At 72.2% G+C, this 16,082-nt stretch carries 15 protein-coding genes and 2 pseudogenes; 11 read left to right on the top strand and 6 right to left on the bottom strand.

The genetic code is table 11. The features are described 5' to 3' along the window. The first annotated feature begins 12 nt into the window (after positions 1-12). Complete coding sequence (locus tag ACZ3KJ_RS21750) at positions 13-942, top strand: ABC transporter ATP-binding protein (RefSeq protein WP_467529459.1); 930 nt, start codon at positions 13-15, stop codon at positions 940-942. After that, entirely contained in the window at positions 935-1,609 is a 675-nt protein-coding gene (locus ACZ3KJ_RS21755) for an ABC transporter ATP-binding protein (RefSeq protein WP_467529191.1), read from the top strand. The genes ACZ3KJ_RS21750 and ACZ3KJ_RS21755 overlap by 8 nt, the downstream gene beginning before the upstream one ends. Before the next feature lie 233 nt (positions 1,610-1,842). On the opposite strand, the pseudogene ACZ3KJ_RS21760 reads toward ACZ3KJ_RS21755, so the two are convergent. Both ACZ3KJ_RS21760 and ACZ3KJ_RS21765 read right to left on the bottom strand, forming a co-directional pair. Next, positions 1,843-2,028, bottom strand: a pseudogene (locus ACZ3KJ_RS21760) (GTP 3',8-cyclase MoaA); the annotation flags it as partial. Further along, positions 2,010-2,216: a hypothetical protein gene (locus ACZ3KJ_RS21765; protein ID WP_467529193.1), complete on the bottom strand. Its 207-nt coding sequence runs from the start codon at positions 2,214-2,216 to the stop codon at positions 2,010-2,012. The gene ACZ3KJ_RS21765 and the pseudogene ACZ3KJ_RS21760, both read right to left, overlap by 19 nt. Before the next feature lie 75 nt (positions 2,217-2,291). Between ACZ3KJ_RS21765 and ACZ3KJ_RS21770 the strand changes: the two genes are divergently transcribed. Continuing rightward, positions 2,292-2,702, top strand: a complete 411-nt coding sequence (locus tag ACZ3KJ_RS21770) for a RidA family protein (RefSeq protein ID WP_467529195.1) — start codon at positions 2,292-2,294, stop codon at positions 2,700-2,702. 174 nt (positions 2,703-2,876) lie between these two features. Here ACZ3KJ_RS21770 and ACZ3KJ_RS21775 read toward each other — a convergent pair. From ACZ3KJ_RS21775 to ACZ3KJ_RS21785, 3 genes and pseudogenes are all read right to left on the bottom strand, one after another. Beyond that, positions 2,877-3,155 (bottom strand): annotated as a pseudogene (locus ACZ3KJ_RS21775) (transposase); the annotation flags it as partial. Positions 3,156-3,625: 470 nt separating this feature from the next. After that, positions 3,626-4,606: a phosphotransferase family protein gene (locus ACZ3KJ_RS21780; protein WP_467529197.1), complete on the bottom strand. Its 981-nt coding sequence runs from the start codon at positions 4,604-4,606 to the stop codon at positions 3,626-3,628. Positions 4,607-4,762: 156 nt separating this feature from the next. Next, positions 4,763-5,221, bottom strand: coding sequence for an ATP-binding protein (locus ACZ3KJ_RS21785; RefSeq protein WP_467529199.1), 459 nt, complete (start codon positions 5,219-5,221; stop codon positions 4,763-4,765). A gap of 163 nt (positions 5,222-5,384) precedes the next feature. Here ACZ3KJ_RS21785 and ACZ3KJ_RS21790 point away from each other — a divergent pair, with 163 nt between their 5' ends. The 8 genes from ACZ3KJ_RS21790 (at position 5,385) to ACZ3KJ_RS21825 (ending at position 14,954) form a co-directional block, all read left to right on the top strand. After that, the gene (locus tag ACZ3KJ_RS21790; protein WP_467529201.1) at positions 5,385-6,236 is read left to right on the top strand and encodes a helix-turn-helix domain-containing protein; all 852 of its coding nucleotides are present in this window, start codon (positions 5,385-5,387) and stop codon (positions 6,234-6,236) included. Next, positions 6,233-6,421: a DUF397 domain-containing protein gene (locus ACZ3KJ_RS21795; RefSeq protein ID WP_467529203.1), complete on the top strand. Its 189-nt coding sequence runs from the start codon at positions 6,233-6,235 to the stop codon at positions 6,419-6,421. The genes ACZ3KJ_RS21790 and ACZ3KJ_RS21795 overlap by 4 nt, the downstream gene beginning before the upstream one ends. 145 nt (positions 6,422-6,566) lie before the next feature. Next, positions 6,567-7,889: a S1 family peptidase gene (locus tag ACZ3KJ_RS21800; protein WP_467529204.1), complete on the top strand. Its 1,323-nt coding sequence runs from the start codon at positions 6,567-6,569 to the stop codon at positions 7,887-7,889. A 46-nt stretch (positions 7,890-7,935) separates the two neighbouring features. After that, positions 7,936-10,245, top strand: a complete 2,310-nt coding sequence (locus ACZ3KJ_RS21805; protein ID WP_467529206.1) for a tetratricopeptide repeat protein — start codon at positions 7,936-7,938, stop codon at positions 10,243-10,245. A 162-nt stretch (positions 10,246-10,407) separates the two neighbouring features. Beyond that, positions 10,408-11,796, top strand: coding sequence for a vWA domain-containing protein (locus ACZ3KJ_RS21810; RefSeq protein ID WP_467529208.1), 1,389 nt, complete (start codon positions 10,408-10,410; stop codon positions 11,794-11,796). Continuing rightward, the gene (locus tag ACZ3KJ_RS21815; RefSeq protein WP_467529210.1) at positions 11,793-12,977 is read left to right on the top strand and encodes a hypothetical protein; all 1,185 of its coding nucleotides are present in this window, start codon (positions 11,793-11,795) and stop codon (positions 12,975-12,977) included. Before ACZ3KJ_RS21810 ends, ACZ3KJ_RS21815 begins: the two co-directional genes overlap by 4 nt. Beyond that, the gene (locus ACZ3KJ_RS21820; RefSeq protein WP_467529212.1) at positions 12,974-14,239 is read left to right on the top strand and encodes an ABC transporter substrate-binding protein; all 1,266 of its coding nucleotides are present in this window, start codon (positions 12,974-12,976) and stop codon (positions 14,237-14,239) included. Before ACZ3KJ_RS21815 ends, ACZ3KJ_RS21820 begins: the two co-directional genes overlap by 4 nt. A gap of 280 nt (positions 14,240-14,519) precedes the next feature. Beyond that, positions 14,520-14,954, top strand: a complete 435-nt coding sequence (locus ACZ3KJ_RS21825; protein WP_467529214.1) for a VOC family protein — start codon at positions 14,520-14,522, stop codon at positions 14,952-14,954. A gap of 625 nt (positions 14,955-15,579) precedes the next feature. Here the strand turns inward: ACZ3KJ_RS21825 and ACZ3KJ_RS21830 are convergent. Next, on the bottom strand, positions 15,580-15,984 hold the full coding sequence (locus ACZ3KJ_RS21830) for a DUF2000 domain-containing protein (protein ID WP_467529215.1): 405 nt from the start codon (positions 15,982-15,984) through the stop codon (positions 15,580-15,582). Positions 15,985-16,082 lie beyond the last annotated feature (98 nt).

Here is a 16,082-nt window from a genome sequence, read left to right on the forward strand (position 1 = left end):
TCGGTACGCGGCATGTCGGTGCGCTTCCTGATGCCCGGCGGACGCCGCATCGCCGCCGTCACCGACGCCCGCTTCGACGTCGCGGCCGGCGAGTGCCTCGCGCTGATCGGCGAGAGCGGCTGCGGCAAGTCCGTCCTCGCCTCCGCCCTCCTCGGCCTGCTCCCCGCCAACGCCCAGACCGCCGGCCAGGCCCGCCTCGGCGACCTCGACCTGCTGTCCGCCGACGAGCGGACGCTGGCCCGAACCGTACGGGGCCGCCGCATCGGCCTCGTGCCACAGAGCCCGGCCGCACACCTCACCCCCGTGCGCACCATCCGCTCCCAACTGGAGGAGACGGTCACCGCGCTGACGGCCGTTCGAGGCCGCACAGCCGTAGGGAAAGCCGCCGAAGCAGCCGCAGCCCGTACCGCATTCCCCGAGGACCACCTCGACCGCCACCCCCACGAACTCTCCGGCGGCCTCGCCCAACGGGCCGCCACCGCCCTCGCCCTCGTCGGCGACGCGCCCCTCCTGCTGGCCGACGAACCGACCACCGGACTCGACCGCGACCTGGTCGAGCACACGGTCGACGAACTCCGCCGCCACATCGACGAAGCCGACCGTGCCCTGCTGATGATCACCCACGACCTGACCGCCGCCGAGCGCATCGCCGACCGAGTCGCGGTCATGTACGCGGGCCGCATCGTCGAACTCACCGACGCCGACGCGTTCTTCGGCACTCCCGGCCCCCGCCACCCCTACAGCCGGGGCCTGCTCGACGCCCTCCCCGACCGTGCCTTCACCCCCATCCCCGGCATGCCCCCGGAACTCGGCGACCTCCCCGACGGCTGCCCCTTCGCCCCACGCTGCGACCACGCCACCGGCACCTGCGCCACCGCACCCGCGATGACGGACTCCGTCGCCTGCCACCACCCACACATCGCGGAGGACGCCCGTGCTTGAACTGCACTCCATCACCGCCGGATACGACCGCCACGCACCCGTCGTCCGAGGCGCCTCCCTCACCGTCGAGCCGGGCGAAGCCGTCGGCCTGCTCGGCCCCAGCGGCTGCGGCAAATCCACCCTCGCTCGCGTCGCCGCCCTGCTGCACCGCCCAGACTCCGGAACCGTCCGCCTCGACGGCACACCGGTACGCCATTGGCGCCATCGCGCCTCGCGCGAACTGCGCACCGCCTTCGGCGTCGTCTTTCAACAACCCAGACTCTCCGCAGACCCCCGGCTGAAGCTCACCGACCTGATCGCCGAACCCCTGCGCGCCACCGGCCGCCGCTGCGAAATCACGGAACGGGTCCCCGAGTTGGCCACCACCGTCGGCCTGACTCCCGACCTGCTGGGCCGACGCCCGCACGAAGTCAGCGACGGCCAACTCCAACGCGCCTGCCTCGCCCGCGCCCTCGTACTTCGCCCACGCTGGCTGGTGTGCGACGAGATGACCGCGATGCTCGACGCCTCGACCACCGCCACGCTGGTCACGGTCGTCGAGAACTACCGGAGCACCACGGGGGCCGGCCTACTCGCCGTCGGCCACGACCGCACACTCCTGCACCGCTGGTGCGACCGTACGGTCCACTGGGGGGCACAGGGCGACGAACGATTCACTGCCCAATAACCGTAGAGCGCGACTCAGCCTTGATCCATGGCGTCGCAGTTACTGGCTCAGCGCAGCGGTTGCGTCCTGGGAAGTGGTGTGCGGGTTCCCACCTGATCCGGGCGTTTGGCCTGGCGTCGAAGTGGGTGTCCGGATATGAGAACGGCCACCGGCTGATTTTTCAAGACGACCAAGTCTTCGAAGGAGATCAGCACGATGACCGCACCCGACAGTCTGCCCCTGCACGCCCTCGCCGAGGCGAACAGGCAGGCGTGCATCTGGCCGTCGGCCGCGAGGCGGGTGCGGTCGCAGGCCGCGCAGAGGGGCGGGTGACGGAGGCGATTTCACGACGCGGTGCGGGCCGCCGTCCACGACCCAGCGCTCGGCGGGGGTCGAGCCTCGCTCGTCCGCGCCCTCCCCGTCAGGTCGAAGCGGGTGCGCTCGACGGCTGGCGCGGGCGCGTGTCATCGGAAGCGGAATCAGGGGCAGGATCGGTGTCGGTGGGCTCGGTGAGTACCTTCTCCGCCTGCTCACGGATCACGGTGGCCGGAACGGCGTCGATGCCGTCCGGGCCCGGCAGCTCGCGCACGATGTCAGTGACGGCGCGGGCGGTGAGCTTGTCTTTCATCCTCAGTCGTGGCTGAGTGCCTGCCGTGGGCAAAATGCGGTGCGTGCAGGCACCACGCTGGTCAGACTTGCGGACATGGCAGAGAAGATCGCCCGCATCAACCCTGAGCAACTGCATGAGACGCCCGGTTACCACCACATCACCGTGGTGGAGGCAGGCCGTACGGCCTATCTGGCGGGGCAGTGCCCGCTTGACCAGAGCGGTGATCTCGTCGGTTCCGGTTCCCTCGAGACACAGGTCGACCAGGTTGTCGCGAACGCGCTCGCCGCCCTGGCTGCGGTGAGTGCCCCACCACAATGCGTGGTGCGGTCAGTGATCTACGTGCGGAGCGACGAGAGGGATGTTCTCGCAGCCGCGTGGCGCCGGCTCGCCGACTCTGCTTTGGGTCCGGCGTTCACCACGGCCAGCACACTCTTGGGCGTCGCCCAGCTGGGCTTTCCCGGACAGCTCGTCGAGGTGGATCTCACTGTGGCGCTGCCTGACTGAGTTTCCTCGCGGACGGGTTTCGAACGGCGTCTCGAACTGGGTAGCCCAGCTGAGCATTCGCCGGACGGTGGGGCGGCCTTCGTCCGAGCATGTGCTCCGACCAAGGACACACGTGACCACGACGATGGCCGTGAAAGGTGAGTTCGCTGCCCGACCATGCTCCGGGGGAAGCGTTCACGACAGCGTCAGTTCCTGACAAAGGCGTTGGACGTGGCGGTGGGTGATGAGGCAGGTGGCGAGGCCGAGGAAGGCCTGGTGGATGTCGTCGCGTCGTTCCCAGCGGATACGCAGGCGGCGGAAGCCGTGCAGCCAGGAGGAGGTGCGCTCCACTACCCACCGGAAGACGCCCAGGCCGGAGCCGTGCGGCTGTCCGCGTTCCGCGATCACTGGACGGATACCGCGCTTCCACCGCAGCCGCCGGTACTTGTCGTGGTCGTAGCCGCGGTCCGCGAACCGGCACTTCCGCATCGAGCTCTGCACGCTTGTGTCTGATGGTCTCTTCGAACTCCAGGGTGGCTATCCACAGGCTCACGTCGTCCACGTCCTCGGGTATCTCGGGTTCCTCGACGAGGAGGGCTGCGGCACTCTTCCAAGACATCTGCGACGGGACCAGCGCCCCGCCCGCCCTCTGTGCACGGGGGGGCAGGAGGGGTACGGCGGCGTCTCTCTCGATACGGCGTCTCTCTCGATACGGCCGCCTCCGGTCGGCGGCACGGCTGTCCGCCGGCCGGAGGCGGCCAGACCTCTGCCGGCGGCCCCCGTCCCGGGCGCCCCCGAAGCCCGCGCTCGGTCATTCGGGGGCACACGGCTCGGCGGACTGCCCCGGACAGGCACCTCCTCCGGCCGCCGGGCCCACCTCGTCGGGCCCCGGAGGGTGCTCGCACGCCGTCGGCCGCGCGGCGTCGAGGAGGCCGTCTCCGTGCCTACTGGCCGAGCAGGGCCATGGTCTCCCGCAGTCGCTCGCACGCCCAGTCGTACTGCTCGGTGTCGGTGTGGGCCCGGAAGTCCGTCTCGATGATCTGGATCAGCGAAAGGTGGAGGTTGTACAGCCGCCGACGGGTCCGCTCGGCGGTGGTGAACGGCCGGTGACCGTAGCCACGGACGAAGGCCGTGGCGTCCCCGAACGAGCCCGACTCACTCCCGGTGAAGCCGAACTCCATCAGGGGATCACCGTAGAACGCCCGCTCGTGGTCGACGACGGCCACGATCCGGCCGTCGCGCACCATGCAGTTGCCCGGCCACAGGTCCCACTCGACGAACCGGGGCTCGGTCACCTCGTCCAGCGGATCGGCGTGGGCGGCCACGACTTCGCGGATCGCGTCGTAGCCGTGGGGGAGGACGACGCCGCGTCGCTCGCCGTCGCCCAGCAGTTCCTCGACCATCCGCAGGAAGGCCGCGCGCCATGTGCTGTCGCCCGGTCCGGCCAGCGGGCCGAAGGCGGGCCCGGGGATGGTGTTGAGCTCGCGGGTGATCACGCCGAGCGCCTCGCGGTACGCGTCGGTCTCCGCTTCGGTCAGGGTGTCCCTGATGACGTGGAGGTTGTCCGCGTCGATGTACGTCATGAAGAAGTAGTCGGCGTCGCACACCTCATGGGTGCGATCGGCGAAGTCGACCTCCGGCACCGGAACCTTCGTGTGCTCCCGGATCAGCCGCAGCGCCTCCAGTTCGGTGGCCATGGCGCCGCGCTCGTAGGTCATGACCTCGACATCCGGCGGCGGTGCGATCTTGAGGACGGTCTGCGCGCCGGATCGCAGCCGGATCCGGTAGGCCACGTTGAACCAGCCGTCGCTCAGTTCGCCGACCCAGTCCTCGCCCGCGTCACACACCTCCTCCGGGCCGTAGGCGCGGGCGACCATGGTGCGAAGCGCCTCAACGGACTGCCGGTTCTTCGTGATGCTCTCCATCGGTCCTCCGCCCCGAGCGTGATCGGACGGTAGCACCGGGATGGAACACCCTGCTCGGGGCGGCGTGCTCCCCAGACGCCCACGGAAGCGCGGGGCACGAGTCCTTCGGCCACGCCGGCTCGGCGCCACGGCCCGCGGGGCCCGGCGTCCGGGCCGTCAGCCGGGCAGGTCCAGCTCGGCGGCAACCGTTTTGCCGACGGGGGCGCGGTCCAGGACCTCCCACCGGTCGGCGAGCGCCTCCACGAGCAGCATGCCCCGGCCTGTCTCCGCGAGCGGCGGTGGCGCGGAGCGGGGCGCGTCGGGAGCCGGGGGCCGGAGCTCGCCCCGGGTGTCGGAGACCTCGATGCGCAGGGTCCGGCCGAGGAGACCGACGGTGACCTCGAAGTCACGGCCGGGGACACGGCCGTGCGTGACGGCGTTGGCGGCGAGTTCCGCGACGAGCAGGGCGGCGGTGTCGGACGCGTCGCTGCCGTGCGGGACGCCCCAGGTGTCGAGCTGGTGCAGCACGAGCCGACGGGCGAGGCGGGCTCCGCGCGGCGTGGAGCTGAACTGCTGGGTGAACACACGTACGGTGACGGGTCCTTGGCGGGTCACTGGGGTGGACGGTGGCGTCATATGCCCAATCTGGCGGCGGTTCAGGGGTGTTCGCCAGCAGTGACCCGCGTACGCAGAGTCAGCGTACGCGCACATTCGGTAGACGGTACGCGGCACTCTGCGTGACGATGGAGCCGAGTCAGAAGCGGTACGGGCGTGGCGGGTGCGCGGGAGGTGGCCGACGGTGGCCTACGAATGCACGGACGGCGGTACGGGGGCGGGCAGCGCGGAACCGGGGGCGTCGGACAGTCTGCGCACGTTCGGCGCGGTCGTCCAGGCCCTGCGGGAGCACGCGGGCCTGAGCCGTGAGGAGTTCGGCGGCCTGGTCCGCTTCTCCAAACACACGGTGGCCTCGGTCGAACAGGGCCGCCGGATGCCGGACCGGGACTTCGTGGAGCGTGCGGAGGAGGCACTCGGCAACACGGGAGCCCTGCGGAAGGCGGCGCCGCATCTGTCCCGGCAGGCGGGGCTGGCGAGTTGGTTCCGGCAGTGGGCTCGGCTGGAGACGCGGGCGGTGACCTTGTGGACCTACGAGTGCCGGGTGATCCCCGGCTTGCTCCAGACCGAGCGGTACGCGCGAGCCGTGACCGAGAGCGTGCCGCCCGTGAAGGACGAGGAGCAGGTGGCCGAGCAGGTCGCGGCTCGGCTGGAGCGCCAGCGGCTGTTCGAGCGCAAGCCGCCGATCGCGTTCAGCTTCATCATCGAGCAGGCACTTGTCGAGCGCGGCACGGGAGGCCCTGATGTGACGCGGGAACTGCTCGACAGCCTCCTGGAACGGTCGTTGCAGTTCAACGTCGAGTTGCAGGTCATGCCGCGATACCAACCGGACCATGCCGGGTTCGACGGAGCGTTGATGCTCCTGGAGTCCCCGGACAACAAGTGGTTCGGCTACGCGGAGGGCCAGCGCGGCGGCTTGCTGATCTCGGACCCGAAGGAGGTCAGCATCATGCTCCAGCGGTATGCGAGACTGCGTTCACAGGCTCTCACCTCCGACGACTCCAGGAGCCTGCTGAAGCAACTTCGAGGAGCGCTATGAGCAGCATCGACGAACGGGCTTGGTTCAAGAGCAGCTACAGCGGTTCCGACGGCGACGCCTGCGTCGAGGTGGCGAACGGCACGCAGGCGGTCCACGTCCGGGACTCCAAGGACCAGCGGAGCCCCGAACTCGCCCTCTCCCCCACCGCGTGGAGCGACTTCGTCTCCTACGCCGCCCAGAGCTGACCCTCACGCCCCGCGCCGGACCCGTCCGACGCGGGGCGTTGCCGTACACGCAAAAAGAGGCAGTGTAGCCCTCGGGGGTAATGAACGATCCACGTCGCTCACAACTCTAGGGACGCACCGTGCTGTGCGCGTACTGTGAGACGGTATGGGGGAACTGCGTGCGGACTGGAGACTCAGGCTGCGGCGCGAGAACGCGCACGGCCCCATCTGTGGCGCCGGCGTGCTCGTCGACCAGTACACGGCGCTGACCTGCGCGCACGTGGTGCGCCATCCGGACGCCGTGATGTGGCTCGAGTTCGCCGAGAACAACGAGCTCGAACCGGTCTCCGCACACGTCCTGCCCGGCGGCTGGCTGCCGGAGGGCGAGAGCGGCGAGGACGTCGCCGTACTGCGCCTGGACAGCCCTCGCCCGCGGGCGCGCCGCGCCCCGCTGGAGCCCAGGCTGTGGGGCGGAATGGAGGTGTACGCGACCGGTTACGCGGAGGGCTTCGACGACGGGATGAGCCTGTGGGGGCGCATCGGCGGGGCCAGCGGTGAGCGGGTGCAGCTCGACGCCGTCACCAGGACGGAGGTGGTGCGCGCCGGCTTCAGCGGCGCCGCCGTGTGCACCCGGCCCCAGGAAGGCCGTCCCGCCCGTGTGGTCGGCCTCGTCGTCAGCTGGCGCGGCGACCTGGGCGAAGCGCTGCCCGAAGACAACCGGCTCTCCTTCTCGTACCTGATCCCCCTCGACCGGATCGCCGAACTCTCGCCGTTAATCAAGGAGTTGAGCAGTCCGCATGCCTGGGACCACGGTTTCGAGGAGCGGTTGACCCGGTGGTTCGACGACCCGGACGAGGACCCGGTGAAGATCACCGTGGTGCCTCCGGGCAGCGGCAAGGACCGCTCGCTGCGCCAGCTGACGCACCGCGCCCACGTCGTCCACCGCGGCGGCGCCGGCCGGCCGGACCTCATCGACCACGCCTTGGACCAGGTCGCCTTCCCCGCCGGCGAATACCTGGCGTACTGGGACTGGCTGCGCGGCGCCAGGCCCCGGCCCGCGCGGGCGGCCGACCGCGCGCCCGGCCGACCGGTCACGGTCCTCGTCGACGGCCTCGACGAGGAGCCCCAGCCGGGTCCGCTGATCGAACTCCTGGCCCGGCTGCGGGAGTTCGGCTTCCGGCTGCTGCTCGTCTTCCGCCACGAGGGCGGCCCCGTCTGGACCGCATCCCGCGACCTGCTCCTGCGGCCCGCGCTCCTGCGCCACGCGGACACGCTGCTCCACCGGCTGCGGCGCGCGGAGCTCAGCCAGGCGATCCGCCGCGACGTCGTCGACAGCGCCTCCCTCGGTTCCGTGACCGAGACGGCCGACCGGCACGCGGCCGCGCGCCGCCTGATCGACGACGTGCGGGACCCGCAGGAGCAACTCACCCGGCTGCGCGCGCTGATCAGGACCGTGCGCGCCGACCTGATCCGCCACGGGGACCGGTGACGCGGTGCTCCGCCCGGCCCGCACGAGGGAGGAGGACCACGAGAGGATGACGACCTGCCCGCACCGGCGCTTCACCGGAGCACCCTGCGGCGGCACCGTGCTGCCCACCGGCCACTGCGCCGTGTGCGGCCGCGCGGAGAACGGCCCCGGACTGCCCGCCCTGCCCGAGGACCCGCGGTTGCTCGGCCCCCGCGAACTCCTCGCGCTCCCCGAGCGGGAGCCACGCCCCGCCGGGGAACGCCTCATCCGTCCCGAGGCGCCGCTGCGCATCCGCATGGGCTGCTCGTCCGCCGACTGCGGCATCACCTTCACCCCGCCCTACACCGAGGGCCCGGTGCCGGTCGAGGGCTTCTGCCCGGCCTGCGGCGCACGCTACTCGTACCGGCCCGAACTCGCCGAGGGCGACCTGCTGCGCGACCAGTACAAGATCATGGGCCCCATCGCGCACGGCGGCCAGGGCTGGGTCTACCTCGCCGAGGACACCCATCTCGGTGACGTCGTCGCCGTCAAGGGACTGCTCAACCGCTACGAGCACGACGGCGCCCGGCTCGCCGACGTCGAACGCCGCAACCTCGTCGCCATCCGCCACCCCCGCATCGTGCAGATCCGCGACTTCGTCGCCCGCAGCGACGACACCGGTCAGGTCACCGGCGGCTACATCGTCATGGACGACGTCGGCGACGGCACCCTCGCGAAAGTCGTCGAGGAGGTCCGGCGCGGTGAGTCCGTCCTCGACATCGAGCACGTCGCGGCGTACGGCTGCCAGATCCTCGAAGCCTTCGTCCACCTGCACGCCGACGGCGAACGGGTCTTCGTGTACGGGGACATGAAGCCCTCCAACGTCGTGCACCACAGTGCCGGCGTCAAGGTCATCGATCTCGGCGGCATGCGCGAACAGGGCCAGAGCCAGCCCCCCGCCCATGTCACGCCCGACTACATGGCGCCCGAGACCGGGGCGTCGGCCCTCCCCACCGTCGCCCACGACCTGCACACCGTCGGCGTCACCCTGCGGGAACTCGCCCGCTGGGCCGTCGCCGAGGTGCCCGGCCTCGGCACCGCCTCCTTCCAGCGGGTCGTCGACCGCGCCGTCCGCACCGATCCGGGCCGGCGCTTCGCCGACGCCCGTGAGATGGTCGGCCAGCTGCGCGGCGCGCTGCGGGAGATCCGTGCGCTGCGCGGCAAGAACGACCCGCCCGAGCCCTCCGACTACTTCCGGCCGTCCGCGCAGTTGCCCGGCGCCCGGCTCGGCACGGTGCCGGGCATCGAGCACTGGCTGGACCGCCCCCGCCGCGACCGGTACGAGCCGCCCGTGGCACCGGCCCTCGACCTCGGCGCCCCCACCCCCACCGAGATCGCCGGCTGTCTGCCGGTGCCGCGCCCCTATCCGGGCGACCCGCAGACCGCGCGCTTCGAGGTGAGCAGCGGCTACGACCCGGGCCAGCTCCTCCCGCAGGAGGGCGAGAAGCCGCGCTCGGTGGAGATCTGCCTGCACAACGTGCGCGTCCTGCTGGCCCGGAACACGCGCAGCGACCTGCGGCGGGCCCAGGAGGAGCTCGACACGGCCGACTCCATCCCCGGACCGTCCGCCGTGCGCCGGTGGCGGCTGGAGTGGCACCGCGCCCTGCTCGCGCTGCACAGCGCCGACCTCGACGACGACCCGCGGCAGGTCGCCGGGGCCAGGGCCCACTTCACGCAGGTCCACCTCGAACTGCCCGGCGAGTACGCGCCCAAACTGGCCCTCGCCCACTGCGCGGAGCGCCTCGGCGACGACACGGCCGAGCCCACCGCCGAGGAACTGTACGCGGCGGTGTTCGCCCGCAACCCCGCGCACGGCGGCGCCGCCCTCGGCCTGGCCCGGATCGCGCTCCGGGCCCACGACCGCCGGGCCGCCATCGACGTGCTGGGCCGGGTCCGGCAGGGCACCCTCGACCACACCGTCGCCCGGATCGCCGCCCTGCGCATCCGCGCGGCCCGGCTGCCCGGAGACGGGGACCCACTGCCCGCGCCCGCCGAGGTCGACGCGGCACTGGAACTCCTGCGCGGCCTCGTGGGCCGACGACCGGGCGCCGGGGAGCCGAGCCTGTCCGAGGACGAGGCGCTGCGCCTGAGCACCGAACTCCACGAATGGAAACTGGACGCGGTGCACCGCCTCAGCGACCGGACCGGTTCTCCGGGAAGGGGTGCCGAACGGCTCAGCGCCCGCCGTCTGAGACGTCTGAGCCCGTCGGAGCGCGCGTTGCGCGAGCAGCTGGAGTCGCACTACCGGCGACTGGCGGCACGCCACCAGGAGTCGGCCGCCGCCCACGAACACCTCGTGGACCTCATGCACGCGGTACGGCCGCAGACCAGGACGTGACCGCAGACCAGGACGTGACCCCACCGCACGACACGGCACAGCACAGCACGGCACAGCACAGCCGACACGGCACGGCACGGCACGGCACTCGGCAGACGGAATCGGCACCCGGCAGCACACCGTGTGCACGGCGCCGCAGGTGAAGGAAGGGTGATGTACGACATGAGCAGCCACACCCGGCCGCCGCAGCCGGGCATCCGACTGCACGTCGACCTCGGCGGCGATCTGCGCCCGCACCGAAGCGCGAAGATCGAGGCCCATCTGCGGGTCGACGTGGCCGCCGACGGCGCTCCCACCGACCTGCCCGCGGTCCAGCTCGCCGTGATCATCGCGGTGGACGTCGCCGAACCCCACCGGGCCGCCGTCCGGCACGCCCTGCCGGCGGCGCTGCGCGCCCTGCCCGACCGCATCTCCTTCGCCCTGCTCGGCAGCGGCCCCGAGCCGGTCCGGTGCTATCCGCGGGGTGACGACGAGTGGGCCGTCGCCGACCGGGACGAGAGGCGCCGGGCCGCCTTCGTCGCGGGATCGCTTCCGCTGCACCGGGACGGGGCACGTCCTGCCGGGTACGCCGCCTGGGTGGCCGGAGCGCGCGCCCTGCTCGCCGGCCGACCGGTGTCCGTACGCCATCTGATGCTGATCACCGATGGCAGCAGCGCCGTCGGCGAGACCCGTCTCGAAGAGGAACTGGACCTCTGTGCGGGGCAGTTCACCTGCGACGTCTTCGCCGTGGGCGCGGATTGGGCCCCCGATCCGCTGCTCACCCTCGCCGAACGGCTGCACGGCACGGCCGAGTTCGTGGACGACGGACTCGGTCACGCGATCACCGCCGCCCTTCAGCGCCTGCGCCGGGTGCACACTCCGCAACTGCCGATCGAAGTCACCGTGCGGCCCTCCGTACGCCAGGTCTCGCTCAGTGAGAAGGCGCCCCGGCCACACCGCCTCGGCGGCCTGCCCCAGCCCGGCCGACCGCACCGCTGGCGCTTTCCGACCTACCAGTGGGAGCAGGGCAGACGCGACTACCTGCTCACCCTGGTCGCCGACTCCGACGCCGACCCGCTGGAGACCGAGTTGCAGTTCGCCATGGTCTCCATCGGTGACGTCCACGTACCGGTCACCGCCCGCTGGCACCTCCCCGAGCAGTCCCCGCCCCATGCCCCGGCGGGTGCCGACAGCGTGCGTGACCTCAACGCCACCGCCCGGATGCGGAGCGCTCTGCGCCGGGGACTCACCGCTCTCCAGGAACACCGGTGGGACACCGCCGAGGACTGCTTGGGGCAGGCCGCCCGGCTGGCGGCGCAGTTCGGCACGGACTGGGTGCTGGACGAGATCCGCACGGTCGCCGACATCGAGGACGCGGCCGCGGGGCGGGTCCGGCCGCGCACCGTCGACGCCGACACCCTCGGCCCGATGATCCTGCGCGCCGGGTCCCGTCCCGGCGGCCCCCCGGCCGACGCCGTCGGTGCGCGGCCGGGCCCGCACTGCGGCGGCTGCGGGACCCCGGCCGGGAGCGAGGCCCGTTACTGCATCGCGTGCGGGGAGAAGCTGCTGTGACGGCCGGCCGCGCCACCTCCTGGCGCCGACACGCCTACGCCCCTCTCCGGCGCCGGCACGCCTTCGCCTCTTTCCTGCGCCGGCACGCCTTCGCCTCTTTCCTGCGCCGGTACTCCCCCGACTCCTTCCTGCGCCGGTACTCCCCCACCGCTGTCCGGAACCGGTACTCCCCCGCCGTCGTCCGGCACCGGTACTCCCCCGCCGCCTTCTGGCGCAGGCGCCTGAGCCCCTGGCGGACCCGCCGGCTGCTGGAGGTGCATCTGCTGGCCCTGTTCCTGCTCGCGACCGTGGCGTCGACCGCGCTGTTCCTCTCCTGCCGTCAGCTCCAGCACAGCGCCGAAACACTCGCGTCCCGCGAGGCGCCGGCCGTGCAGGGGCTCGCCGCCACCCGGCTCGCCGCCCTGCGCGCCGACCAGGAGGCCCACACCCTGGTGCAGATGAACCTCATCGGCGTCGCGGGGTCGGGCGAAACCTACCGGTCCCAGCTCTCGGCCGCCGACCAGGGACTGACCCGGATCGCCGACCGCACCGACCAGGACCTCGGCACGGTCAAGGGCCTGCTCGCCACCTACAGCAACTCGCTCGGCCTCGCCACGTCCCTCTACCGTGACCAGCCCCTCATGCGGGAGCAGAAGCTCGAAGAAGCGGACTCGCTGCTCACCCGCGAGACGGTGGGGCTCGCCCCCCGTCTGGACGCACTGCAACGGGTCCAGCTGCGGCACGCCGAAGCCACGGCCGCCATGGGGCCGTGGCAGCGCAGCGGGTGGTGGCTCGCCGAACTCGCCCTGGCCGCGATGGCGCTGACCCTGCTGTCGGCGCTGTTCGTGCTGCGCGACCGCTGCGGCCGTGACGTCAACCCGTACCTGCTCGCGGCCTTCGTCCTCACCGTGCTGCTCGCGGTGATCCCGCTGATGACGGCGTCCTCCACGGAGGACGACCTGGACGGGGCGGTCAGGGAGCTGCGGCAGATCACCGCGGTGTCCCGGCACAGCGGCCCGGGGCTGGCCGACGCGCAGCAGCGCGTCACGGAGAAGTCGGAGGAGGTCCGGCAGCAGACGGCCGACGGCGCCTGGGCCGACAGGATGTACCGGGGCACGCTCGTCGGCGGCCTGCTGGCCGTCGTCCTGCCCGTGCTGGGGCTCGGTCTCCGGCTCGACGACGACTACTGGAGGCGACGGTGACCCGGCGGTTCAAGGTGCTGGTCTTCGGCGTGGTCATGCTGCTGATCGCCGCCGGCGGCATGGTGGTCGTCTGGGCGCAGCACGACGACGAGGAGCCGGTGACCATCCTCGGGACGTGGACGGCCAAGCAGGCGGAGCAGTTCGAGACCCTGCTGGGAGACTTCGGCATCCCCTTCCGCTACCAGGGCACCGCGGCCCAGCGGGAGGTGCTGCTGTCCAAGGTGCAGTCGGGTGAGCCGCCGGACATCGTGATCATGCCGGGCCTAGGTGAACTCGCCGAGTACGCCGACCAGGACCTCCTCGAACCGCTGGACGACCTCTACGACCCCGAGGAGTACGGCGCGCCCTGGAAGTCGACCGGCTCGCCCTCCGAGCACGTCTACTGGGTCCCGGTCAAGGCGGACCTGAAGAGCATCGTCTGGTACCGCCAGGGTCACCGGCCCGCCGACGCGCCGGTCCCGGTGGGGAGTTGGTGCATCGGCATGGGGGACGACGGCGCCTCCGGCTGGCCCGGCACCGACTGGATCGAGGACCTCGTACTGCAACGGGAGGGCCCGGACGTCTACGAGGACTGGGCGCTGGGCAGCGGCGAGGTGGAGTGGTGGCGGAGTGATGCGGTGCGCGGCGCCTGGGAGGCGTGGGCCGGTCTGCTCCGGCAGGACAGGGACGCGGCCGAGCACGCTCTGCTCACCGACCATCGCGGCGCCCCGGACGGCAACGGGCTGCTGTTCGACGGCTGGGGCGGGTGCGGTCTGGAGCACCAGGGCTCCTTCGCGCTCTCCTTCTACAAGAACGACGCGCGGAACGCGGCCCTGACGGACTCCGCCCCGCTCCTGCCCGGCGGCGGCCGGGTCCGGGCCCACGAGGTGACCGGCGACTTCGCGGCGCTGTTCGGCAACCGCCCCCGGGCCCGGGAACTGATCCGCCGGCTGGCCTCCCAGGAGGGCCAGCAGAAGTGGGCCGATCTGGCGGACGTCTTCTCGGCGAACCGTCAGGTGACACCGCAAGGCGGCGCGGTCGAACAGGAGATCGCACAACGGCTCGGTGCGGGGCCCCGCTGCCTGGACGCCTCGGACGTCATGGCACCCGCCGTGCGGGACGCCTTCTACGAGGCCGTCCTGCTGACCACCGCGAGGGCCGCCGCCGGTCAGGATCCCGACATCCCGGGCCTCCTCCATGATGTGCAGAGGGTGCAGGACGCACAGGCCGCGCAAGGCGCCGGCACCAGAGCGGCTCCGAAGACGGTGTGCAGTACGCGGTGAGCGACGGGGCGGCGCCCGGTCCCGGGCAGGACCGTCCGGGCGGAGTTCGTGTGCCGTCCCACCGGCACACCTGCTCCCGGACGGCAGATGCGGCCCGAGTCACAGGTTCGGCAGCCACAGCCCGACGCGGACGGCCGACCGGACGCTCGGCCCGGCCGGCCTCACCCAGCCGCCCCGCGGCCGGGGCCGAGCGCACACCGGTGCACACCGCACCACGGGAGCGTCCTCGCCCGTTCCCACGGGGAGTTGGGCGGTTGGGTCCCCCTGCTACGGTGACCCGATGGCATCGGTCAAGCAGTTCCAGGTCACCTTCGACTGCGCGGAGCCCGAGCGCGTCGCCCGCTTCTGGTGCGAGGTGCTGGGGTACGTCGTGCCCCCGCCGCCGGAGGGGTTCGCCACGTGGGCCGATGTCGAGCGCTCGCTGCCCGCCGAGGAGCGGGGTTCGTGGTTCGCCTGCGTCGATCCCTCGGGTGTGGGCCCGCGGCTGTTCTTCCAGCGCGTTCCCGAGGGGAAGGCCGTCAAGAACCGGGTGCATCTCGACGTGCGGGCCGGCACCGGGCTGGTGGGGGAAGAGCGCCTGGCCACGCTGGAGGCCGAATGCGCACGGCTGGTCGCGCTCGGCGCGGTCCGCGTGCGGCTCCTGCCCGCCGACGACGACAACGAGTCGTGCATCGTGATGCAGGACGTCGAGGGCAACGAGTTCTGTCTCGACTGAGCGTCTCCCGAGGCGCCGCGTCGAGTCCGCGCGGGGCGGCCCGCAGCGCCTGGCCGGCCGCGTGCTCGGCGAACGCCTGGTGGTGGAAGGCGATGGGGTCGCCCTCGACGGTGCGCAGCACGCCGCGGCGCAGCAGCACGCCCACGGCCTGGTCGGCCCGGCGGCGTTTCACGGCCAGGTGCGCGGCCAGGACGGTCACGGCGTCGGGGCGGTGGAGTTCCGGGGTGCCGGCGCGCAGCACCGCGAGGCCCAGCACCCGTACCGCCTCGGACAGGTCCCAGCGGGCCTGCTCGCCGGCCGGTTCGTCGCCGACGCCGTGCCGGAGGTCCTCGACCACGCGGGCCTCCCAGTACTCCCGGAACAGGTCGGTGACGTCGATGTTCCGGTCGCGGGGGCCGGCGGGCGCGTACAGGTCGAACAGCATGCGCAGGGAAGCCGCCACGGACCGGCTGCGCGGGAGCAGCCGCTCCCGCGCAGCCGGTCCGTCATGCTAGCGGCCGTTGACGCCAGGTCATCACCCCCGCGGCGGCTCGCGCACACGGGAACGGGGCCCGGTGCGCACAGCCGGCCCGACCAGCCCCTCGCACCCCTCCAGGGCCGCCTCACCGCCGCGGGAGGGGGCCGTTCACAGCAGGGACAGGTGCCTGGTCAGCTTCGACACCTTGTTCCTCGGGCCGTGCACGATCACGCCGAGGTACTCCAGTTCCTCGGCGGGGGTGGCCTTCAGGTCGGTGAGGTAGTCCTCGTAGTCCCGCGCCCGGCGCGCGGTCTCGGTGAGCGCGACCAGCCGTACCTCTTCGGCGGCCCGTGCGCGCTCCAGCAGTGTGGTCAGTTCCCTCGCGGAGGCGGTCGGGACGGGGATGGGGTGGGTGTTGAGGCCGGGGTGGAGACCGCCCGAGGCGTCCTCGCCGTCGCGCCCGACCCAGTCCCCGATCCGGCCGCCGAGGGAGAGGGCGAGCACGGCGGAGGTGTTCGCCGCGTGCGCCGGGGGCAGGTCGTCGCGGAGCACGAGGGCGACTTTCGTTTGCATGGTCTTTCACCTCAGTAGCGGCCGTGTGTCCATCACTTCCCGCGAAGAGTAGTCCGATGGACTCCAACTGGGCTGATCTGCCGAACACTTGAGGTACG

The organism is Streptomyces sp. NPDC003248, assembly GCF_055563235.1.